The 24,197-nt window shown below is 74.8% G+C and carries 8 protein-coding genes; all 8 read left to right on the forward strand.

Annotated elements, in window-relative coordinates:
• The first annotated feature begins 98 nt into the window (after nt 1-98).
• The 8 genes from AB0M29_RS36185 (at nt 99) to AB0M29_RS36220 (ending at nt 24,140) form a co-directional block, all read left to right on the forward strand.
• The gene (locus AB0M29_RS36185) at nt 99-5,573 is read left to right on the forward strand and encodes an SDR family NAD(P)-dependent oxidoreductase (RefSeq protein WP_365390761.1); all 5,475 of its coding nucleotides are present in this window, start codon (nt 99-101) and stop codon (nt 5,571-5,573) included.
• Nucleotides 5,574-5,637: 64 nt separating this feature from the next.
• Nucleotides 5,638-10,617, forward strand: a complete 4,980-nt coding sequence (locus AB0M29_RS36190) for an SDR family NAD(P)-dependent oxidoreductase (protein WP_365390762.1) — start codon at nt 5,638-5,640, stop codon at nt 10,615-10,617.
• 12 nt (nt 10,618-10,629) lie between these two features.
• Nucleotides 10,630-19,800 carry a beta-ketoacyl synthase N-terminal-like domain-containing protein gene (locus tag AB0M29_RS36195; RefSeq protein ID WP_365390764.1) on the forward strand — a complete coding sequence of 3,057 codons (9,171 nt, stop codon included), beginning with the start codon at nt 10,630-10,632 and terminating at the stop codon, nt 19,798-19,800.
• 58 nt (nt 19,801-19,858) lie between these two features.
• Nucleotides 19,859-20,710: a 3-hydroxyacyl-CoA dehydrogenase NAD-binding domain-containing protein gene (locus AB0M29_RS36200; protein ID WP_365390766.1), complete on the forward strand. Its 852-nt coding sequence runs from the start codon at nt 19,859-19,861 to the stop codon at nt 20,708-20,710.
• Nucleotides 20,711-20,715: 5 nt separating this feature from the next.
• Nucleotides 20,716-20,973 (forward strand): phosphopantetheine-binding protein, encoded by a 258-nt coding sequence (locus AB0M29_RS36205; protein WP_365390768.1) that lies wholly within the window; start codon nt 20,716-20,718, stop codon nt 20,971-20,973.
• A 10-nt stretch (nt 20,974-20,983) separates the two neighbouring features.
• Nucleotides 20,984-22,150, forward strand: coding sequence for an acyl-CoA dehydrogenase family protein (locus tag AB0M29_RS36210; protein WP_365390770.1), 1,167 nt, complete (start codon nt 20,984-20,986; stop codon nt 22,148-22,150).
• Entirely contained in the window at nt 22,147-23,253 is a 1,107-nt protein-coding gene (locus AB0M29_RS36215; protein WP_365390772.1) for an HAD-IIIC family phosphatase, read from the forward strand. Before AB0M29_RS36210 ends, AB0M29_RS36215 begins: the two co-directional genes overlap by 4 nt.
• Nucleotides 23,250-24,140 carry a thioesterase domain-containing protein gene (locus AB0M29_RS36220; RefSeq protein WP_365390774.1) on the forward strand — a complete coding sequence of 297 codons (891 nt, stop codon included), beginning with the start codon at nt 23,250-23,252 and terminating at the stop codon, nt 24,138-24,140. The genes AB0M29_RS36215 and AB0M29_RS36220 overlap by 4 nt, the downstream gene beginning before the upstream one ends.
• Nucleotides 24,141-24,197: the final 57 nt, after the last annotated feature.

Genomic DNA, 24,197 nt, shown 5'->3' on the forward strand with positions numbered 1-24,197 from the left:
AACGCCCGGCCCCGACGACCGGCTGCTCCGAACGCCCGGCTCCGACACCGGCTCCGACATTCGCGACGACCTGACTTCTCGTACTGGAGGGACACGCTATGACCAGCGAAGAGCGGCTTCGCGAATATCTGAAGCGGGTGGTCGGCGACCTGACGGACGCCCGGCGCCGGCTGACCGACGCCGAGGACCGCGAGCACGAGCCGATCGCCGTGGTCGGCATCGGCTGCCGCTACCCCGGCGGCGTCGAGGCCCCCGACGACCTGTGGCGGCTGGTGGACTCCGGCACCGACGCCACCAGCTCCTTCCCCACCGACCGCGGCTGGGACCTGGAGAAGCTGTACGACCCGGACCCGGACACCCCCGGCACCAGCTACACCCGCCGCGGCGCCTTCCTGCACGACGCGGGCGACTTCGACGCCGCGTTCTTCCGGATCAGCCCGCGGCACGCGCTCAGCACCGACCCGCACCACCGGCTCTTCCTCGAAGCGGCATGGGAGTCCTTCGAGCGGGCCGGTATCGACCCGGCGACGCTGCGCGGTACCGACACCGGTGTGTGGGCCGGAATGATGTACGAGTTCTACTCGGCGCGCTTCCTCGGCGCCGTCCCCGAGGAGGTGGACGGCTCCCTGCTGGTCGCCAGCACCCCGAGCATGCTGTCCGGCCGGGTGTCGTACAGCTTCGGCCTCGAAGGGCCGTCGGTCACCCTGGACACCGCCTGCTCGTCGTCGCTGGTCGCGGTGCACCAGGCGGTACGGTCCCTGCGCGGCGGCGAGTGCTCGCTGGCGGTGGCGGGCGGCGTGACCGTACTGGCCGAGCCGGACCTCTTCGCGGAGTTCTCCCGGCAGCGCGGCCTGGCGCCCGACGGACGGTGCAAGCCGTTCTCCGCCGACGCCGACGGCACGGTGTGGGGCGAGGGCTGCGGCGTCCTGCTGCTGGAGCGGCTGTCCGACGCGCGGCGCAACGGCCGCCCCGTGTACGGCGTGATCCGCGGCACCGCGGTCAACCAGGACGGCGCGAGCAACGGCCAGACCGCGCCCAGCGGCCGCGCCCAGGAGCGGGTGATCGCCCAGGCGCTCGCCGACGCCCGGCTGGCGCCCCGCGACATCGACGCGGTCGAGGCGCACGGCACCGCGACGCCGCTCGGCGACCCGATCGAGGCCAACGCGATCCTGGCCGCCTACGGCAAGGAGCACACGGCCGAGGAGCCGTTGCGGCTCGGCTCGATCAAGTCCAACATCGGGCACACCCAGGCCGCCGCGGGCATCGCCGGAATGATCAAGATGATGCTGGCGATGCGGCACGGCAGGCTGCCCCGCACCCTCAACATCGGCACACCGACCACCCGGGTCGACTGGTCGTCGGGCACCGTACGGCTGCTCACCGACGACGAGCCCTGGCAGTCCCGCGACGGCGCCCCGCGCCGGGCCGCCGTCTCGTCCTTCGGCATCAGCGGCACCAACGCCCACGTCATCCTGGAGGAGCCGCAGCCGGCTCCGGAACCCCAGGGGGATTGCGCGCCGGAGGCGGCGCCGCTCGCCTGGGTGCTCAGTGCCCGCGGCGCCGACGCGCTGCGCGGGCAGGCCGACCGGCTCAGCCGCCAGGTGACCGCCGACCCCGGGCTGCGCCCGGTGGACGTGGCGTACTCGCTGGCCGCCACCCGGGTGCGCTTCGACCACCGCGCGGTGGTCGTCGGCCGCGGCCGTGACGAGCTGCTCGACCGGCTCGACGGCTTCGCCCAGGGACGCGAGGGCTCCCCCGTCACCACCGGCACGGCGTCCGGCACCGCGCGGACCGTCTTCCTCTTCACCGGCCAGGGCGGCCAGCAGCCCGGCATGGGGCGCGAGTTGTACGGCGCCTTCCCGGTCTTCGCCGCCGCGCTCGATGAGGTGTGCGACGCGCTGGACCCGTATCTGGAGCGGCCGCTGCGCGAGGTGATGTGGGCGGAGCCGGGCTCGGCGGACGCCGCTGAGCTGGACCGTACGTACTACACGCAGCCCGCGCTCTTCGCCTACCAGGTCGCCGTCTTCCGGCTGCTCGGTTCGCTGGGCCTGGTGCCCGACCGGGTCGCCGGGCACTCCGTCGGGGAGATCGCCGCCGCGCACGTGGCCGGGGTCTGGGACCTCGCGGACGCCGCCCTGATGGTCACCGCCCGCGCCCGGCTGATGCAGCAACTCCCGTCCGGTGGGGCGATGTTCGCGATCGCCGCCACCGAGCAGGAGGTGTCCGCGACGCTGGCGGGCAAGGAGCACCTGGCCCAGGTCGCCGCCGTCAACAGCCCCGGCGACGTGGTGGTCTCCGGCGACGAGGCCACCTGCGCCGCGGTCGCCGCGCAATGGGCCGAACAGGGCCGCCGCACCAAGCGCCTGACGGTCAGTCACGCCTTCCACTCGCCGCTGATGGAGCCGATGCTCGACGCCTTCGGCGCCGAACTCGCCACCCTCACCTTCCGCCCGCCCACCCTGTCGTGCGCGGTGAACCTCGGCGCCGAGCGGTCCTGGACCGACCCTGGCTACTGGGTCGACCAGGTGCGCCAGGCCGTCGGCTTCGCCGCCATGACCGCCCGCCTCGACGCCGCGGGCACCGATGTCTACCTGGAGATCGGCCCGCGCCCGGTGCTCTCCGGCATGGTCCGCACGTGCCTGCCCGACAGCGCCGCGGTGGTGACCGCGGTGGCCCGGCGTACCCTGCCCGAGCCCGAGGGGCTGCTCACCGCGCTCGCCGAGGCGTACGCGGCCGGGGCCCCGGCGGACTGGAGCGCCGCGGCGCCCGGCGGCCGGCCCGTCGAACTGCCCACGTACGCCTTCGACCACCAGCGGTACTGGCTGCTGCGGACCCCGCAGCGCGCCGACGCCGCCGCGCTCGGCCTCACCGAACTGCCGCACCCGCTGCTGGCCGCGGCGGTCACCGTCGCCGACGGCGGGCTGCTGGCCACCGGCCGTCTCACCGCCGACGACCTGCCCTGGCTGGCCGACCACGCGGTCGGCGGCGCGGCGGTCGTGCCCGGCACCGCGCTGCTCGACATGGTCGTCGAGGCGGGCGCCCGGGCCGGTTACGACCGGGTCGAGGAGCTGACCTTCCAGGCCCCGATGCCGCTGCCGGTGACCGGTGCGCTCGACCTCCAGGTCACCGTCGGCCACGACGGCGCCGTGGGCGTGCACGCCCGGCGTGACGGCGAGGAGAGCTGGACCCGGTACGCGTCGGGCAGTCTGGCCACCGGCCCCGCGGAGTCCGGCGGTTGTGGCTGGGCCGCCGCCTGGCCGCCGCCCGGCGCCGCCGCGGTCGACATGGACGCGGCCTACGAGCGGCTCACCGGACTCGGCTACGACTACGGCCCGGCGTTCCGCGGCCTGCGCGGCGCCTGGCGGCGCGGCGGCGAGCTGTTCGCCGAGGTCGAGGTGCCCGAGGCCGCCCGGCACGACGGCTTCGGACTGCATCCGGTCCTGCTGGACTCCGCCTTCCACCCGTACGCGGCCGAGGGCGAAGGGGACGACCTGCGGCTGCCGTTCGTCTTCCGCGGAGTGCGGCTGGCCGCGGTCGGCGCGTCGGTGCTGCGGGTCAGGATCGTCGCCGAGGACGGCGCCGACCAGCTCTCGCTGACCGCCGCCGACGAGAGCGGCGAACTGGTGCTGGACGCCCGCGAGATGCGGGTACGGGCGGTACCGGCCGCCACCATGCGGGCGCTGGCCGGCAGCGCCGCGGCCCCCGAGGGCTACTACGGACTGGAGTGGACCGAGACGCCGCTCGCCGCGGTGGCACCGGGCAGTTGGGTCTGCCTGGGCGCCCCCGTCGCCACGCTCCCCGTCCACTCCGACTACGACGCGCTCGCCGCCTCCGGCCTCCGCCCCGACCACGTGCTGGTCGACTGCGAGGCGCTCGCCGCCACCGCGGAGGGCCAACTGCCTGACGCCGTACGGGAGGTGACCGGCGCGCTGCTCGGTCTGCTCCAGCGGTGGGCGGCCGACCCGGCGTTCGGCGACGCGCGGCTGGTGCTGGCGGCCGACCCCGGATCGCTGCGTACCGCGGGGGTGTGGGGCCTGGTCCGCGCGGCGCAGGCCGAGTACCCCGGCCGGTTCGTCCTGGTGGGCGCCGAGGGCGGCATCACCGCCGCGCTCGCCGGCCAGGACCGGGTACGGGCGCTGCTGGCGGCGGCCGCGGCCGCCGACGAACCGCAGGTGCTGGTCCAGGACGGCCGGGTGCTCGTGCCCCGGGTCGCGCGCCGGGTCCCCGGGCCCGCCGTGGAGCCCGCGTTCGCCGACGGGACGGTGCTGGTCACCGGCGGCACCGGGGCGCTGGGCGCCCTGGTCGCCCGGCGGCTCGTCGAGCGCTTCGGCGTACGGCACCTGCTGCTGACCTCCCGGCGCGGCGCGGCGGCCCCCGGCGCCGCCGAACTGGCGGCGGAACTGGAGGAGGCGGGCGTCTCGGTACGGATCGAGGCGTGCGACGCCGCGGACCGCGGTGAACTGACCGCCCTGCTGGGCTCGTTGCCTCCCGAGCACCCGCTGACCGGGGTGCTGCACGCGGCCGGGGTCCTCGACGACGGGCTGCTCTCCGGCCAGTCGCCCGAGCGGCTGGCGGCGGTGCTGCGGCCCAAGGCGGACGCCGCCTGGCTGCTGCACGAACTGACCGCCGACCTGCCGCTGAGCGCCTTCGTGCTCTTCTCGTCGGTGGCGGGCGTGCTCGGCAACGCCGGGCAGGCCACCTACGGCGCCGCCAACACCTTCCTGGACGCGCTGGCCGCCCACCGCAGGGCCGCGGGTCTGCCCGCGGTCTCCGTGGCCTGGGGCCTGTGGTCGACGGCGGGCATGGGCGCGACGCTGTCGGCCGCCGACGAGGCGCGGCTGGCCAGGATCGGGGTGGCGCCGCTCGACGAACGGCAGGGCCTGGCCCTGCTGGACACCGCGCTCACCGACCCGGACGCCGAACCGTCCGTCGTCGCCTCGCGCTGGAGCCTGAGCGGTCTGCGGGCCGCCCAGGAGCGCGGCGAGCGGGTCCCGCAGATCCTGCGCGGCCTGGTCCGCGCGGGGCGGCGTGCCGCCGAGTCCGGAGGCGGCGGCCGTACGGGCGGCGACGGCAAGGCGGCCGGCGGCCTGGCCAGGACCGTCGAAGGGCTCACCGGTGAGGCCGCGCGACTGGCCGTCCTCACCGCCGTACGCCAGCACGTGGCCGTGGTGCTGGCCCATGGCGCCCCGCAGGCGCTCGACCCCGAACTGCCGTTCATCGACCTGGGGTTCGACTCGCTCACCGCCGTCGAGCTGCGCAACCGGCTCGAACTGGACTCAGGGCTCGCCCTGGCTCCGACGCTCGCCTTCGACCACCCGACCATCAGCGCCCTGGCCGCCCACCTGGCCACCGCACTGGTCCCAGCCCCGAAGGATCCCGTGACCGTCATGGAAGAAACCCTCGCCCGGATCACCGGCGATCTCAGTTCGGCGGCACCCGCACTGCGGGACCGCATGGTCGTGGCGCTGCAGGACGCGCTCAACCAGCTCGGTGTCCGCGTGGACACCTCCTCCGCGGTGCTCGACCAGGCGTCGGACGAAGAGATCTTCGCCTTCATCGACGCCCAGGCGTGAGCCCGCTCCACCCCTGACGCGCACACCCCGGCACCACCCCCACCAACCGGCAGAGGGCAGGAAGATGGCAGGCGAGGACAGACTCCGCGAATACCTGAAGAAGGCCACGGTCGACCTGGGCGAAGCCCGGCGCCGCCTGGCCGAGGCCCAGGCACAGACGCACGAGCCGATCGCAGTCGTCGGCATGTCGTGCCGGTTCCCCGGCGCCGGCTCGGTCGACGCCTACTGGGACCTGCTGGACCAGGGCAGGTCCGCGGTCCTCGACGAGGTGCCCGACGGCCGGTTCGACCTGGGCCCGCACATCGAGGAGCACGGCGTGTACACCACGCGCGGCGCGTTCCTCGACGACGTGGCGGGCTGGGACGCCGAGTTCTTCGGCAGCTCTCCCCAGGAGGCGCTGCGGATGGACCCGCAGCAGCGGCTGCTGATGGAACTGACCTGGGAGGCGCTGGAGGACGCGGGCACGCCGCCGCCGAGCCTGGCGGGCAGCCGAACCGGCGTGATGGTCGGCTTCTCCGACATCCTGCAGTACCTGCGGGTGCAGCAGGAGCAGGACGGCGCCACCGTGCTGACCGACCCGTACGCGGGCCAGGGCGGTTCCGCGAGCGTGGTGGCCGGGCGGCTGGCGTACCACTTCGACCTGCGCGGCCCGGCGCTCACCCTGGACACCGCCTGCTCGTCCTCGCTGGTCGCGGTGCACCTCGCCGGTACGGCGCTGCGCCGCGGCGAGTGCGATCTCGCCGTGGCCGGCGGTGCCTTCCTGCTGCTGCACACCGACATGTACGTCAACGCCTGCAACACCTCGATGCTGGCGCCCGACGGGCTCTGCAAGACCTTCGACGCGAGCGCCGACGGCTATGTCCTGGGCGAGGGCGCGGGCGTGGTCGTCCTGGAGCGGCTGTCCGACGCGGTACGCCGCGGGCACCGGGTGCACGCGGTCATCCGCGGCACCGCCGTCAACCAGGACGGCCGCAGCAACGGCCTGACCGCGCCCAGCCGGGGCGCGCAGGCCGATGTGATCCGGCGCGCGGTGGCCGCGGCGGGCGCCGCGCCCGACGACATCGCGTACGTCGAGGCGCACGGCTCCGGTACGAAGCTGGGTGACGCCATCGAACTCGGCGCCCTGGGCGACGTCTTCGGGCGCCGTCCGGCGGAACGGCCGCTGCACGTGGGCGCGGTGAAGACCAATGTCGGCCACACGCAGGCCGCCGCCGGGATGGCGGGGCTCATCAAGGCGGTCCTCGCGGTCAAGCACCGCACCGTCCCGCCCAACCTCAACATGACCACCCCCGCCGAGACCGTCCTGACCACCCCCACCATCCGCCCCGCCTCCACCCCCCAACCCCTCCCCCTCGACCCCACCACCCACCCCCACCTCGTCGGCGTCAGCTCCTTCGGCTGGTGCGGCACCAACGCCCACGTGATCCTGGGCGCTCCTGAGGAAGTGCCTTCCGGTGCGGAGGTGCCCGAAAGCCCCTCCCGTGATGCGGAGTTGTTGCCCGTGTCCGGGGCAGATGAGGCCGCGCTGAGTGGGCGGCTGGGGGCTCTCGCCGGTGTGGCCGGGCGGGTGGGGCTGGGGGATCTGGCGTACACGTTGCAGAGCGGGCGGGCCGGGCTGGAGTTTCGGCGGGCCGTGGTTGTCGCGGGGCCGGAGGACGCGGTCGCCGCGTTGGGCGGGGCCGCGGAGGCGGCCGGGGTGCGGACCGGGAGGGGGCGCCCGCGGCTGGCGTATCTGCTGCCGGGGATGGGCGACCACTACCGGGGCATGGCCCGCGATCTGCACCGTACAGAACCGGCGTTCGCCGAGGCCGTCGACCGGTGCCTGGCGATCGCCGAGGAGCGGTGCGGCATCGACCTGCGGGACGCGCTGCTGGGCGAGCCCGCGCAAGCGACCGGCTTCCTGGCCCGGCCCGGCAGCGGGGCGGACCCGGCGGACGACCCGGACAGCCACGCCGAGACCGCCCACCTGTCCCTCTTCACCGTCGAGTACGCCCTCGCGCAGCTGCTGTCGCGGCACGGCGTCCAGCCCGACCTGCTGATCGGCTACAGCCTGGGCGAGTACGTCGCCGCGACGCTGGCGGGCGTGTTCGAACTGGCCGACGCGCTGTGGCTGGTGGCCCAGCGGGCCCGGCTGATCGAGGCGGCACCGGCCGGCCAGATGCTGGCGGTCGCCGCCGACTCCGACCGGGTCCGCGCCGAACTGGCCCGCTGCGGCGCCCCGGTGGACATCGCCGCCGTCAACGGCCCCACCATGACCGTACTCAGCGGCGCCCCCGAGGCCATCGACGCCGCCGCCCGGCACCTGAACGAACAGGGCCTCGCCGCACGGCAGTTGCGCTCCGCGCACCCCCTGCACTCGGCGCTGCTCGCACCCGCCAGGGAGGGGCTGGCCGCCGCGGTGGCCGCCGTGCCCCGCCAGGCGCCGCGCGTCCAGGTCGTCTCCAACGTCACCGGCGCCCCGCTCACCGCCGAGCAGGCGGTCGACCCGGGCTACTGGGCCGACCACCTCACCAGCACGGTCCGCTTCGCCGACGGCCTGGCCGCCTGCGCGGAGCTGGGCGTGGACGGCTACGTCGAACTGGGCCCCGGCCAGACCCTCGGCGGCCTGCTGCGGCAGAACGACCGCAGCGGCACCGCCCCCACCGTTCTCGGCACCATCCCCGCGCAGTGGGCGGCGGGCGGCCCCACCGACGGCCGCACCCGGCTGCTGGAGACCTGCGGGCGGCTGTGGGAGCTGGGCGCCGACCTCAACTGGGCCTCGATCCGCGGCGACCGCCCCGGACGGCTGACCGAACTGCCCGCGTACCCCTTCACCCGTACCCGCTACTGGCCGCGCACCGGCACCGCGACCGCCGGTCCGACCGGCACCGCGTCCGGTACCGCCGGCACCCGTGAGCCCGAGGACCTCTGCTACGCCCCCGCCTGGCAGCAGGACGTCACGCTGCCCACCCCGGCACCGGCCGAACAGACCGCCCCGCTGCTGGTGTTCGCCGACGGCGACGGTGGCGAGGGTGTCGGGGCGCGGCTCGCGGACCTCGCAGCGGCCGCGGGCACACCGGTCACCGCGGTGCTGCCCGGCACCGGCTGGCGGCGCGACGGGCGCACGGTCACCATCGACCCGGCCGACCCCGAGCACTACCGGCGGGTCGTCGCGGAAGCCTGCGGCACTACCGCGGGACCGCTGCGGGTCGTCCACCTGTGGAGCCTGCGCGAGCCCTCCCGTACCCCGCTCTTCGCCGACGACGCGGAGCTGCGCCGGGCCGTACGGTACGGCTTCGACAGCCTGCTGCTGACCGTCCAGGCGCTGGGCACCGCCGCCGCCGAGCGCGGGGTGCGGCTGCTCACCGGCACCGCGGGCGCCGCGGAGGTGCACGGCGGCGACTGCACGGCGCCCGACCGGGCGCTGGCCCACGGTTTCGCCCGGATCGCGCACGCCGAACAGCGCGGCCTGGCCTGGCGCGGTGTCGACCTCGACCCGGCCGCCGACGCCGCCCGCTCCGCCGCCCACCTGGCCGAGGAGATCGGCCACCGACCCTGGCAGGCCGCGGACCCGGCCACCGTCCCCGCCCTGATCGCCTGGCGCTCGGGCCGCCGCCTCCTCAAGGACTGGCGCCTGGTCCCGCTGCCGACCCCGGACGACACGACCGCGGCGGTGTCCACCCCCGCACCCCGTACGACGACCGGCCCGGCGACCCGGACCACGACCGGCGCCACGACCGGCCCGGCGGCACCCGGCGGCATCGCCACCACAGCCGTCACGACCCCCAGCACGACCGGCCCCGGCACCGGCACCACGACCCGCACCACCACCGCCACCGCCGAACCCGGCTTCCCCGTACGGGCCGACGGCGCGTACCTCGTCACCGGCGGCACCCGCGGTCTCGGCCTCGGGGTCGCCAGGGAGCTGGTGCGTGCCGGGGCGCGGCGGCTGGCGCTGGTCGGCAGGACCGACCTGCGGGCCGCCGCCGCGGCCGAGCCCGAGGGGCGGGCCGCGCGCAGCCTGCGAGACATCGCCGAACTGGAGGCGGCCGGCGCCGAGGTGCTGCTGCTCACCGCGGACGTCGGCGAGCCGCGGGAGCTGCGCGAGGCGCTGCGGGCCTGCCGGGCACGGTTCGGCGCGCTGACCGGCGTGCTGCACGCGGCGGGCGTACCGGCGGGCGGCATGGCCGTACGACTCACCCCCGCGGGCGCCCGCGGCGTCCTCGCGCCGAAGGTGCTCGCCATGGGCCCGCTGGCCGAACTCGTCGGCCCCGGCACCCCGGAGGCCGAACGGCCGGAGCTGCTCGTCCTGTACTCCTCGGCCGTCAGCGTCTTCGGCGGACTCGGCGAGGGCGACTACAGCGCCGCCAACACCGTCCTGGACGCGTACGGCGCCGCGCTCGCCGACCACGCCGCGGCCACCACACGGGTGCTCACCGTCGCCTGGGGCCCCTGGCAGCACGACGACTGGCAGGCCGAGGCGTCCGGCGGCGGCCTGGCGGAACGCGTCCGCGAGCACCGCGCCCGCTACGGCTTCACCGAGTCCGGCGGCAACGCGCTGCTGGGCCGGCTGGCCGGCGCCGCCCGCGGCAGCCTGCTGGCGGTCCGGATGCCGATGGCCGAGGGGCTGCGCGAGTGGGCGGCGCTGACCGACCTGGACACCCTCGTCGCGGCCGGCACCGCGGCCCCCGACCCCGGCCAACCCCGTTTCCCGCGGCCGCGGTTGCGCACCGAGTACCTGGCGCCGCGCACCGAGCTGGAGACGGTCGTCGCCGACAGCTGGGGCCGCCACCTCGGCATCGACGGCATCGGCGTCCACGACCCGTTCTTCGACCTGGGCGGCAACTCCCTGGTCGGCATGGCGATGGTCGCCGACATCGAGAAGCGGCTCGACCGCAGGATCGCCCCGGCCGTCCTGTTCGAGCACCCCACGGTCGCCGCCTTCGCGGCGGCACTCGACGGCGGTCCCGCGCAACCCGCCACCACAGCACGCGACTCCGGCCTCGCCCGGGGCGAGCGACGGCGCCGCGCCCGCGGTGCCCAGCCTTCCACCACCCGGTCCTAGGAGGACGGATCCATGCCGCGCATACCCACCGAGGTGTCCCCGGAGGACATCGCCATCGTCGGCCTGGCCGGGCGCTTCCCCGGCGCCGCCGACACCAGGGAACTGTGGAGCACGCTCCGCGACGGCCGCTCGGGCATCACCCGGTTCACCGACGACCAACTGCGCGCCGCGGGCGTCCCCGACGAACTGATCGACGACCCCGCCTACGTCAAGGCGGCCGCGGTGATCGACGGGATCGACCGCTTCGACGCCGACTTCTTCGGGATCAACCCGAAGGAGGCGCAGATCCTCGACCCGCAGCACCGGCTGTTCCTGGAGCACAGCTGGCACGCGCTGGAGGACGCGGGCTGCGACCCGGCCAGCTTCGACGGCTCGATCGGCGTCTTCGCGGGCTGCGCGATCAGCACCTACCTGACACGGAACGTGGCACCGTCCGGGATCGGCCGCAGCGTCGGTGAGTTGACCGTCGGCCTGGCCAACGACAAGGACTCGCTGACCCTGCGCGTCGCCCACACCCTGGGCCTGTCGGGCCCGGCGTACGGGATCCAGAGCTACTGCTCGACGTCGCTCGTCGCGGTCTGCGCGGCCGCCACCAGCCTGGCGAACTTCGAGTGCGACCTGGCGCTGGCCGGAGGCGCCGCGATCGCCGTCCCCGACGACACGGGATACCTCTACCAGCCGGGCGGCATCAGCTCCCCCGACGGCGAGTGCCGGGCCTTCGACGCCTCGGGCCAGGGCAGCCTGGTCGGCAACGGGGTCGGTGTGGTGGCGCTGCGCCGGCTCGGCGACGCGCTCGCCGACGGCGACCAGGTGTACGCGGTGATCCGCGGCTGGGCGGTCAACAACGACGCGGGCCGCAAGGTCGGCTTCACCGCCCCCGGGGTCAGCGGCCAGGCCGAGGTCATCGCCGAGGCGCTCGCCGCCACCGGTCTCGAACCGGAGGACATCGACTACGTGGAGGCGCACGGCACCGGCACCGCTCTCGGTGACGCGGCCGAACTCGCCGCCCTCCAGCAGGTGTTCGAGGGCACCGAGGTCATGATCGGCTCGGTCAAGACCAACCTCGGCCACCTCGACCGCGCCGCGGGCGTCACCGGCCTGATCAAGACCGCGCTGTCCCTGCACCACGGCGAGATCCCCGCCACCCGCAACTACACCCGGCCCAACCCGCAACTCGACGCGGGTGAGGCGCGGTTGACGGTCCTCACCGAGCGGCACCCGTGGCCGCGCGGCGAGCGCCCGCGGCGCGCCGGGGTCAGCGCCTTCGGCATCGGCGGCACCAACGCCCACGTCATCCTGGAGGAGGCCCCGCCGGTCGCCGCCCGCAGCACGGGCCCGGGGCGCCGCGGCGAGCTGCTGGTGTGGTCCGCGCGCAGCGCCGCCGCGGCCGACGAGGCCACCGCCAACCTGGCCGCGCACCTGGACACCGTCGACGCGACAGGGTCCGAGGCCGGTACGGGCCTGTCCGACGTGGCCTACACCCTGCAGAGCGGACGCAAGGTCTTCACCCACCGGCGCGCCCTGGTCGCCGACTCGGCGGGCGGCGCGGCACGCGAGCTGCGCGCCGGTGCCGCCCTCGGCCGGGCCGACAGCACCACCGGCCGCCCCGTCGCCTTCCTGCTGACCGGCGCCGCGGACCCGTACCCCACCGCGGTGGCCGAACTGTACGAGGCGGAGCCGGCGTTCCGCGGCGCGCTCGACGAGTGCCGGGCCGCGGCCCAGGCCGTCGGCGGCGCCCCGCTCGCCGGGCTGCTGACCCCCGACAGGACCGGCGGCCCCGACAGCGACGGGCACCGGGCGTTCGCCGTCGGGTACGCGCTCGCCACCCTCTTCCGCTCCTGGGGCATCGAGCCCGCCGCCGTACTCGGCCACGGCGTCGGCGAGTTCGTCGCCGGATGCCTGACCGGGGTGCTCTCCCTCCGGGACGCCTTCGCGCTGCTGCACCAGCGGGCCCGGACGAGCGGGCAGCCGCTGACCGAATGGGCCGCGGGACAGCTCGCCTTCGGCGTCCCCGGGACCACCCTGCTCTCCGCCGCGACCGGCGGCAGTCTGACGGCGGCCGAGGCCGCCGACCCCGCGCACTGGGCCGAGCGGCTGTCCGGTACGTCCGGTACGGACACCGACCCCGGCGCCGCACTCGGCGCGCTGGCGGAACTCGGCGACCTCGCCCTGCTGGAGATCGGCGGCGGCACGCTCGGCCGGGCGCTGCGCGTACACCCCGCCTTCGGCCCCGACACCGGCGACCTGCTGGTCACCGCGCTGCCCGGCGACGACGACCCGCGCGAGGCCGGTACGGCGCTCGCCGAGGCCGTCGGGCGGCTCTGGCTGACCGGTGCGGCCATCGACTGGTCCGGCTACCAGCAGGGCCGGGATGTCCTGCGCACCAACCTCCCCGGCTACCCCTTCCAGCGCTCCCGCTACTGGATCGACGCCCCCACCGCGTCCGCGGCTGCCGCCCCGGCCTCCTCACCGCGCCCCGCGGACGGTGGCAGCACGCCGAAGAGCCCTGACCAGCATGTCCAGTTGACGGCCCGGGTGTGGACCCCGGAGGACGCGACGGACGGCCCGGCCACCGGCCGCTACCTGCTGGTCGCGGACACCACGGGCGTCGCCGACGCCCTGGCCGAGCGGCTGCGCGACGGCGGCGCCGAGGCCGCCACGGTCACCGCGGACACCGCTTCCTCAGATGAACTCGTCCCCGGTGACGGCCCGTTGACCGTCGTCATCCTCTCCGCGCTGGACGCGGACCCCGCGGTGGGTACCGACCCCGCGCGGGCCGTGCTGGACGCCACCCGTACGGTCGCCGCCTGGGGCGGCTCGGCCGGGACCGGGGGGATCGTCGTGGTGACCCGCGGCGGCCAGAGCGTCGGCGCGGGCGAGGGGTGCGTGCCCGCGCAGGCCGCGGTGGCCGTGCTGCCGGTGGTCGCGGGACAGGAGTACCCGGGCCTGGACGCCCGCGGTATCGACCTCGACCCGGCCGACGGCCCCGCCGAGGCGGCGGCCCTGCTCGCCGCCGAACTCGCCCTCACCGAGGGCCCGGTGCTCACCGCCTTCCGCGGCGGACAGCGCCACACCCCGAGCTACCGGCCGATCGACGGCATCGGCAGCGACGGGACCGCCGAGTCCCCGTCCGACGGCGGACAGCCGCACACCCCCGAGCGCCGCACCCGGCGCGGCGGGACCTCCGTCGAGCCCGTCGTCCTCCCCGGCAAGGGCTACCTCGTCACCGGTGGTCTCGGCGACGTCGGTCTGATGGTCGCCGAGCACCTGATCCGCGGCGGCGCCGGACGGGTGGTGCTGGCGGGCCGTACGGGTCTGCCGGCCGATCCCGCCGACCCCCGCCGCCAGGCCGTCGCCCGGCTGCGCGAACTCGGCGCGGACGTCGAGGCGGCGCGGCTGGACGTCACCGACGCGGACGCCGTACGCGCGCTCCTCGCCGCCGAGGACTTCGACGGCCTGGTGCACGCCGCGGCCGACACCGCGGAGGACACCTTCCTGCCGCTGGACGCCGTCCAGGACGCCACCGTGGCACGGCACTTCGGTGCGAAGTACGAGGGCGCGCGGGTGCTGCGGGCGGCCGTCGCCGCCCTCCCCGCGGACCGGGCGCCGCGCTGGGGCCTGCTGTTCTCCTCCACCTCCGCGCACCTGGGCGGACTGGCCTTCGGCAGCTACGCGGCTGCCAACGCGGCGCTGGCGGCGCTGGCCGAGCCCGGCTCGGTGAGCGGGCCGACCCGCTGGACCTCGGCCGCCTGGGACACCTGGGCGCCGACGCTGGCCAAGGTCGGCGGCAGGACGGCCACCTCGATGGCGGCCCACGCGATGACGGCGGAGCAGTCGCTGACCGCGCTCGACCAGGTGGTGGCCCAGTCGCTGCCGTCCGTGGTCGTCGTGGCGGGCGGTCTCGCCGACCGGCTGCCCACCCGCCCGGCACCGGTCTCGGCCGGCGCGAGCGGTACGGCGCCGGTGGCCTCCTTCCCGCGGCCCGACCTGCCGCAGCCGTACATGACGCCGCTGACCGCCACCGAGCGCGAGCTGTGCGCGCTGTGGACCGAGACGCTCGGCGTGGAGCCGGTCGGCACCCGGGACAACTTCTTCGACCTGGGCGGCAGTTCGCTCTTCGCCCTCCAGATGCTGGCCACCGTCAAGACCCGCTTCGGGGTGACGGTGCCCACCGTGACGCTGTTCGAGGCGCCGACCGTGCACCGGCTGGCCGCGGTCCTCGACGAGCAGAAGCCGTCCCACCAGGCCCCGGCACCGGCACCGGCACCGGCCGTCCCGACCCCCGCGCCCGTACCGGTCGCCGCACCCACTCCCGTAGCCAAGGCCCCCGCACCCGCACCGGCGCCCGCCCCCGTCCCCGTACCGCTTCCCGAAGCCGACGGCCCCGACCTCGACCCCGACCTCGACCTCGACCGCCGGATCGCCATCGTCGGCATGGCGGGCCGCTTCCCCGGCGCGGGCGACGTCGCCGCCTTCTGGCGGAACCTGTGCGAGGGCGTGGAGTCCATCAGCTTCTTCACCCCGGAGGAGCTGATCGAGGCGGGCGTCGACCCGGACGCCGTCAACGACCCGGAGTACGTGCCCGCCCGCGCCGTCCTCGACGACATCAGCGGCTTCGACGCCGGCTTCTTCGGGATGAGCCCGCGGATGGCCGCGCTCACCGACCCGCAGCAGCGGCTGTTCCTGGAGGTCTGCTGGGAGGGCCTGGAGCACGCCGGGTACGCCCACGAGTCGTACCGCGACCGGATCGGCGTCTTCGGCGGCTCCAACCTCAGCACCTACCTGTTCGGCATGACCTCGCAGCTCGCCTCGGGCGACATCAGCCCGTACGAGATCATCATGAGCAACGACAAGGACGCGCTGACCACGTCCGTGTCGTACCTGTTCGACCTGCGCGGCCCCAGCGTCGCGGTGCAGACCTTCTGCTCCACCTCGCTGGTCGGCGTCCACCTGGCGGTGCAGAGCCTGCGCAACCGCGAGTGCGAGATGGCGCTGGCGGGCGGGGTGTCCATCTCCGTGCCCGACAGGATCGGCCACCGCCGCCAGCAAGGCGGCATGGAGTCGCACGACGGTCATGTGCGCACCTTCGACGCGCAGGCCAGCGGCTCGATGTTCGGTGACGGGGCCACCGTGGTGGTCCTCAAGCGGCTCTCCGACGCGCTGCGCGACGGGGACACCGTGCACGCCGTCATCCGCGGCTCCGCGCTCAACAACGACGGCGCCCTGAAGGTCGGTTACACCGCGCCCAGCGTCGCCGGGCAGGCCCGGGTGGTGCAGGACGCGATGGCCGACGCGGGTGTCGCCCCCGAGGACATCGGCTACGTCGAGGCGCACGGCACCGCCACCCCGATCGGCGACCCGATCGAAGTCACCGCGCTGGCCCGGGCGTTCGGCGCCGCGGGCGGCCCCGGCAGCATCCCGATCGGCGCGGTGAAGACCAACATCGGCCACCTCAACCACGCTTCGGGCACCGCCGGACTGATCAAGGCGGCGCTGACCGTACGCGACCGGCTCGTCCCGGCCACGCTGCACTTCACCGCCCCCAACCCGCAGATCGACTTCGCCGGCAGCCCGTTCTACGTCAACACCCAACTCACCGAGTGGCCCGCGCGGGACGACGGCAGGCCGCGGATCGCCGGACTCAACTCGCTCGGCATGGGAGGCACCAACGTGCACGTCGTCGTCGAGGAGCCGCCCGCCCGCCGTGGTGGCTCCGACACCCCCGGCGGCGGCAGGCGGCACCACTTCCTGCCCGTCTCCGCCCGTACGGAGGCCGCCGCCGACCAGGCGGTCCGCAACCTCGGCGAGAACCTGGCGGCCGCCCCCGGCACCCGGCTGGCCGATGTCGCCTACACCCTCCAGGTCGGCCGCAAGACCTTCGAGCACCGCCGCGCCACCGTCGTCTCCGCCCTGGAGCAGGCGGTGACCGCACTGGCCGGCACCGACGACAGCGCGCCGCTGGCCACCCGGGTGGAGACCGCGCACGGCCGCCCGGTGGCGTTCCTGCTGGCTGGGGTCGGTGAGCAGTACCCGGGCCTGGTGGGTGACCTCTACCGCCACGAGCCGGTGTTCCGCGCCGCGCTCGACCGCTGCCTGGACCTGCTGGGCCCGCTGCTGCCCGGTGTCGACCTCGCCGGTTTGCTGACCGGGGACCGTCCCGGCGGCGGCATGGACCTGGCCGCGCTGCTGGGCAGGGCGACCGGCCAGGCCGACGAGCGGGCCGCGGAGCTGGAGCGCACCGAGGTGGTGCAGCCGCTGCTGTTCGCCGTCGACCACGCCCTCGCCTCGACCCTGATGGCCTGGGGGCTGACGCCGTCGATGATGCTCGGCTACAGCCTCGGCGAGTACGTCGCGGCCTGCCTGGCCGGGGTGCTCTCGCTGGAGGACGCGCTCGCCCTGGTGGTGCACCGGGCCCGGCTGATCTCCGGCGCCGAGACCGGCGCGATGGCCGCGGTGCCGCTCGGCCCGGACCAACTCCGCGACCGCTACCGGCTGGAGGCCCGCGGTCTGGACATCGCGGCCGTCAACGGCCCGCAGACCGTGGTCGTGGCCGGTCCCTCCGACGCGCTGGCCCGGCTCGCCACCGACCTGGAGGCCGACGGCATCCCGAGCAGGGGCCTGCGCACCACGCACGCCTTCCACTCCCGGATGCTGGCCCCGCTCGCCGACGAACTGACCTCGTGGGTCGCGGAGAACATCCGGCTCAACCCGCCGCGGCTCCCGTACCTGTCGAACGTCACCGGCGGTGTCGCCGACGCCCGGCTGGTGCGCGACCCCGCGTACTGGGCGGCCCACATGTGCCGGACCGTACGGTTCTCCACGGCGGTCGAGACACTGCTGGCCGACCCGGAACTGGCGATCGTCGAGATCGGCCCCGGGCAGTCGCTGGGCGCGATGGTGCGCGGCGCCGGCTGCCCGCCGCAGCGCTGGCCGATGATCACCGCCACGCTGCCCGCGGAGAGCGACCCGCGCCCGGCCGACCAGGTGCTCACCGAGGCGCTGTCCCGGCTGTGGCTGACCGGCGCCGACCTGGACTGGGCGGCCTACCACGGCCGCGCCCCGCACACCGAGGAGCTGCACCGCGGCATGGCGCCGGGCCGGATCCCGCTGCCCACCTACCCCTTCCAGCGGCAGCGCTACTGGATCGAGCAGACCCCGCTGATCGGTGCCAAGGCCGAGCCGAAGGCGCTGACCGCCGCCCCGGGCACGCCCGGGGTGCCCGCCACCTTCGAGGACATCGACCTGGTGCCGCGGCTGCCCGAGGAGAACTGGGTCTGGCAGCCGGTGTGGCGGCAGACCGCCGCCCCCGCGACCGCCGCGGCCCAGCCCGCGAGCTGGCTGGTGTACGCCGACGGCGACACGGCCGACGCGGTGCTGGACGAGCTGGTCAGGTCCGCCGCGGCGGACGGCGCGGCCGTCACCGCGGTCCGCCCGGGCGACGGATACACCGCCGACCCGGCGACCGGCTACACCGTACGGCCGGGCAACGCGGGCGACGCCCAGGCCGTCCTGCGCGACCTGCGGCGGCGCGGTCTCGGTCTGGAGCGGGTGGTGCACCTGTGGACGCTCGCCGAGCGGCCCGGCGGCACCGACGAGGCGATCTCGCTCGGCCTGCACACCCTGGTGGCGCTGGCCCGCGCGGCCGGTGAACTGGGCTCCGGCGACTGGCAGTTGGACATGGTCACCGCGGGCGCCCACCAGGTGCTCGACGGCGCCGAGGCCCGGCCCGACGCGGCGACGCTGATCGGCCCGACGCTCGTGGTGCCGCTGGAGTACCCCCACGTCACCACCCGGCTGCTGGACGTCGAACCGGCCACCCCCGCCTCCGTGGTCGCCGCCGAGCTGCGCCGCCCGCGGACCGACGCGGCCGTCGCGCTGCGCGGCAGCCGCCGCTGGGTGTGCGGCTACGAGGTGCTGCCCGCCCCCGACGACGAGACCGCCGCGGCGGTGCTGCGGGACCGCGGCGTCTACCTGATCACCGGCGGCCTGGGCGGCATCGGGCTCGGCATGGCCGAGCACCTGGCCCGCCAGTGCCGGGCCCGGCTGGTGCTCTTCGGCCGCCGCGGACTCCCCGCCCGCGAGCGCTGGGAGGCGATCGCGGCGGGCACCGATCCGGCCGACGAGGCGGTACGGGACCGGGTGAGCCGGGTGCTGGCCATCCTCGAACTCGGCGCCGAGATCGAGATCGTGACCGGCGACGTGGCCAGCGCGCCCGACGTACGGCACGCGATCGACGTCGCCGAGGAGCGGTTCGGCGCCCTGCACGGCATCCTGCACACCGCGGGCGTGCCCGGCACCGGCCTGATCCAGTTCAAGCAGTCCGACGACTCCGACCTGGTGCTCGCACCCAAGGTGGCGGGCGTCCGGGCGCTGGACGAGGCACTGCGGATCGGCCGGCCCGACGAGACGGCGCTGGACTTCCTGGTGCTGTTCTCCTCGATCACCGCCGCCACCGGCGGCGGCCCGGGCCAGGTCGACTACTGCGCGGGCAACGCCTACCTGGACGGTTACGCCGCCCGGCAGGCGGCGACCGGCCGCCGGGTGCTGTCGGTGGACTGGGGCGAGTGGACCTGGAACGCCTGGGACTCGGGCCTGTCCGGGTACGACGAGGGCCTGCAGGCGTTCTTCCGCAAGCACCGGGAGGTCTTCGGCATCACCTTCGCGGAGGGCTGGCGCTCGCTGCTGCGGGCCCTGGCCTCCGGTGAACCGCGGGTCGTGGTCTCCACCCAGGACCTGCCGACCATGGTCAGCTACAGCACCGGCTTCACCGTGGAAGCGGTGATGGCCCCGGCCGGCGGCGCCTCCGGCCCGGCCGGCACCCGCCACCCGCGGCCCGAGCTGCTCACCCCGTACCGCGAGCCGTCAGGGCCCGCCGAGGAGCGCCTCGCCGAGGTGTGGGGCGAGATGCTCAAGCTCGAACGGGTCGGCGCCCGCGACAACTTCTTCGAACTCGGCGGCAACTCGCTGCTCGGCATCGCCCTGCTCGCGGCGCTGCGCCGGGCCTTCGAAGGCGCGGAGCTCCCTCCGCACATCCTCTACGAGGCCCCGACCATCGAGGCCCTCGCCAAGGTCGTGGACGGTCCCGCCGCGGACGCGGCCCCCGTCCCGGAGCCCGACGGCCAGGAGCAGGCGCGACTGCGCCGGTCCGGCCTGAAGACCGCCGCCAGGCGGCGCAGGAGTTGATCCCGCACCACCCAGCGGCCGTCGACGGCCGCTTCCACCAACGAAACCAGGAGAGATCATGACCGTCGTAGGAGTTGTCGGTGCCGGGGTCATGGGCATCGGTGTGGCGCACAACCTGGCCCAGTGCGGCTACGAGACCGTCCTCGTCGACATCGACGAGCAGATCCTGACCGACGCCAAGGCGGCCATCAGCCGCAACTGCCGGCTCAGCCGTCTGATGGGCGGCCCGGCCCTGGACCCCGACGAGATCCTCGGCCGGATCACCACCGCGGTCGGCGTCGAGGCGCTCGCCAAGGCCGACTTCGTGATCGAGAACGTCACCGAGAACTGGGACGTCAAGCGCCAGGTGCACGCCGACCTCGACCGGGTGCTCAGCCCGGAGGCGGTGGTCATCGTCAACACCTCCGCGATCCCGATCACCCGGGTCGCCGCGGTCGGTTCGCACCCGGAGCGCGTGGTCGGCGTGCACTTCATGAACCCCGTCCCGGCCAAGCCGGTGGTGGAGCTGATCCCCGGCTTCCACACCGCCCAGGAGACCGTCGAGGTCACCCGTCAACTGCTCAGCGGCATGGGCAAGAAGGCGGTGGACGTCAAGGACGCCTCCGGCTTCGTCTCCAACCGGGTGCTCATGCTCACCGTCAACGAGGCCGCCTTCCTCGTCCACGAGGGCGTCGCCACCGCGGAGTCGGTGGACGAGGTGTTCCGCGGGTGCTTCGGGCACCCGATGGGACCGCTGGAGACCGCCGACCTGATCGGCGTCGACACGATCCTCTACAGCGTCGAGGTGCTCTACGAGCACTACGCCGACAGCAAGTACCGGCCCTGCCCGCTGCTCAAGCAGATGACGGACGCCGGACTGCACGGCCGGAAGACCGGCCGTGGCTTCTACACCTACGACAACAAGGGATGACGACCATGTCGAACACCACCGCGCAGACCCAGATCCTCTCCTTCATCGAGGCCCGCTTCCCGCAGGCCAGCATCGAGACCGGCCAGGACATCTTCTCGCTCGGCTACATCAACTCGCTCTTCGCGATGGAGCTGGTGATGTTCATCGAGAAGACCTTCGGCCTCACCATCCCCAACGACGAACTGCGCATCGACAACTTCCGCACCGTCGAGGCCATGGCGGACCTCGTCGCCCGCCGGAGCGTCCCCGTCTCCGTCGACTGAGGAGCCCACAATGACGAGCTTGACCACGGCGCCGCCCCTCGCGGCGGCGCCGGCGGGGGCCCGGATCACCCGGGACTCGGCACGTGCGTTCGTCGACACCCACATCATGCCGGTGGCCGACGCGTACGACCGGGCCGGCGCCGTCCCCGAGGAGTTGCAGGAACGGATCGGCGAGGCGGGCCTGTGGGCGCCGTTCCTGCCGGTCGAACTGGGCGGCCAGGACCTTGACCTGGTGACGCTCGGCCAGGTGCACGAGGAGGTGGGCCGGGGCTGCTCCTCGGTCCGCTCCCTCCTCACCGTGCACACCATGCTGACGTGGGCGCTGCTCCGCTGGGGCAGCCCCGCCCAGATCGAGCAGTGGGCGCCGTCGCTCGCCGACGGCCGGGTACGCGGCGCCTTCTGCCTGTCGGAACCCGCCGGCGGCGGCAGCGACACCGCCGGCATCCGTACCACCGCCACCCCGCACGGCGGCGGCTGGCGGCTCAGCGGCCGCAAGAAGTGGATCACCGGAGGCCAGCGGGCGGACCTGTTCCTGGTGTTCGCCCGCACCGAGTCCAGCGTCATCGCCCTGCTCGTACCGCGCCGGTCACCCGGCGTGCGGGTGATACCGCTGCAGGACGTGCTCGGCACCCGGGCGTCGCTGATCGCGGAGCTGGAGTTCGACGGTGTCGAACTCGGCCCCGACGCGCTGCTGGGGCCCAGCTCCTTCGCCTCCGGCATGGTGCTCAGCGGCACCCTGGACCTGGGCCGCTTCTCGGTGGCCTCCGGTTCGGTCGGCATCGTCCAGGCGTGCCTGGAGGCGTCGGCGCACTACACCGCGCAGCGCACGGTCGGTGGCAGCAAGCTCCGCGAACTCCAGCTCATCCGGGCGAAGTTGTCGGACATGGTCACCGATGTCCGGGCGGCCAGGCTGCTGTGCCACCAGGCCGGTGTGCTCAAGGACGCCGGGGACCCGGCGACCATCATGGCCACCTGGGTGGCGAAGTACTTCGCGTCCACCGCGGCGGCACGGCACGCCACGGAGGCCGTGCAGATCCACGGCGCCAACGGAATGAGCGCCGACTACCCGGTCGCACGGCTGTACCGGGACGCGAAGGTCATGGAAATCATCGAGGGCAGCAACGAGATCCAGCGGATCACGATCGCTGACGAGGCGTACCGGGAGTGGGCACTGTGACAACGACCATCCAACCGCCGGAGTCGGCTTCGGCGACCGCCGCGGCCCCGCCGCAGGGGCCGTACCGCAAACCCGCGCAGGGCAAGATCAAGTGCGTGGTCTGGGACCTGGACAACACTCTGTGGGACGGGGTGCTGCTGGAGGACGGCGACGTGCGGCTGCGGGCCGGCGTGGTGGAGCACATCCGGCGGCTGGACGCGCTGGGCGTGCTGCACTCGGTGGCCAGCAAGAACGACCACGACACGGCGGTCGCGAAGCTGCGCGAGTTCGGCATCGAGGACCTGTTCCTCTACCCGCGGATCGGCTGGAACGCCAAGTCCGAGTCGGTCCGGCAGATCTCGGCCAAGCTCAACCTGGGCCTGGACGCGTTCGCGTTCGTCGACGACCAGGACTTCGAACTGGCCGAGATGGAGTTCTCGCTGCCCGAGGTCACCCGGGTCAACGCCGAGGACATCGACACCGAGCTGCACCGGATCGAGTTCCGGCCGCGGTTCGTCTCCGACGAGTCGGCGCAGCGCCGCGCGATGTACCACAGCCAGCTCGCCAGGGACGAGGTGGAGGGCGAGTTCGTCGGCACCAACGAGGAGTTCCTCGCCAGCCTGGGCATGACCTTCACCATCGCCCCGGCCGCCCGGGAGGACCTGCAGCGGGCCGAGGAACTCACCATCCGCACCAACCAGCTCAACTCCACCGGCAGGACGTACTCCTACGACGACCTGGACGCGCTGCGCGAGTCGCCCGACCACCTGCTGCTGGTGGCCACCCTCACCGACCGGTTCGGCTCCTACGGCAAGATCGGCCTGGCGCTGGTGGAGACGGGCGAGCCCGACTGGCAGCTGCACATGATGCTGATGTCGTGCCGGGTGATGTCCCGCGGTGTCGGCTCGGTGCTGCTGAGCCACATCATGGAGCGCGCCGTGGAGGCGGGCGCGGGGCTGCGGGCGGACTTCGTGGAGACCGGCCGCAACCGGATGATGCAGATCACCTACGCCTTCAGCGGCTTCCGCGAGGTGGCCAGGGAGGGCGAACGCCTGGTGCTGGCCGCCGATCTGACGCAGATTCAGCCGCTGCCCGGCTATGTCGACGTCGAGGTGACGCGGTGACCACCGCACTGGCCCCGGCGCAGCCGGCCACCGCGGCGTGGCTGCCCTTCGCGGAGCAGCCCGGCTGCACCGGCGTGCGGCTGTACTGCCTGCCGCACGCCGGGGGTTCGGCCTCGGCGTACCGCTCCTGGTTCGGCAGGCTGGGCGGGGTGTCGGTGCGCCCCGTCCAGCTGCCGGGCCGGGAGACGAGGCTGCGCGACACCCCGTACGACCGGATGGACCTGCTGGTGCCCGACCTCGCGGACGCGGTGCTGGCGGACTTGGTACGGGCCGACACCTCCCCCGGCGGGGAGACGCGGCCGTACGCGGTGTACGGGCACAGCCTGGGGGCGCTGGTCGGCTTCGAGCTGGTGCGGGAGATCCGCCGCCGCGGCGGCCCCGCGCCGGTCCACCTGTTCGTCTCCGGCTGCGCGGCGCCCGGCTCCCCCGACGACGGGGAGCCGCCGGTGGCCGGGATGACGGAGGGCGAGGTCGTGGCGCTGCTGCGGCGGATCGGCGGCACCCCGGAGTGGATGCTCGCCGACCCGACGGTGCTGCGGATGATCCTGCCGCCGTTCCGCGCGGACTTCGGCGTCCGTGACACCTACGTCTACCGGCCCGGTCAGCCGCTGGAGGTGCCGATCACCGCGCTGGCGGCCACCGACGACCCGCGGGCGGGCACCGCCGACGTCGCGGGGTGGCGGGACCAGACCACCGGCCGCTTCACCACGCACACCCTGACCGGCGGGCACTTCGCGGTACTGGAGCAGGCCCCGGTCACCCACCGGCACATCGACCTGGCGCTGCGCGGCGCCCCGGCCCCGTGGCGCGGCACCCGCCCGTCCCCCGTCAGCTGCGTCACCCCCGTCCCCACCAGATCGCGGGAGGCACACATTGCTCACCACTGACCCCGTGCGCCGCCCGGCCCGGCCGGGCGGCCCGCCCCCGGAGAAGGGGAACCGGCC

Source organism: Streptomyces sp. NPDC051976, from assembly GCF_040680795.1.
In the GTDB taxonomy this organism is placed as follows: Bacteria; Actinomycetota; Actinomycetes; order Streptomycetales; family Streptomycetaceae; genus Actinacidiphila.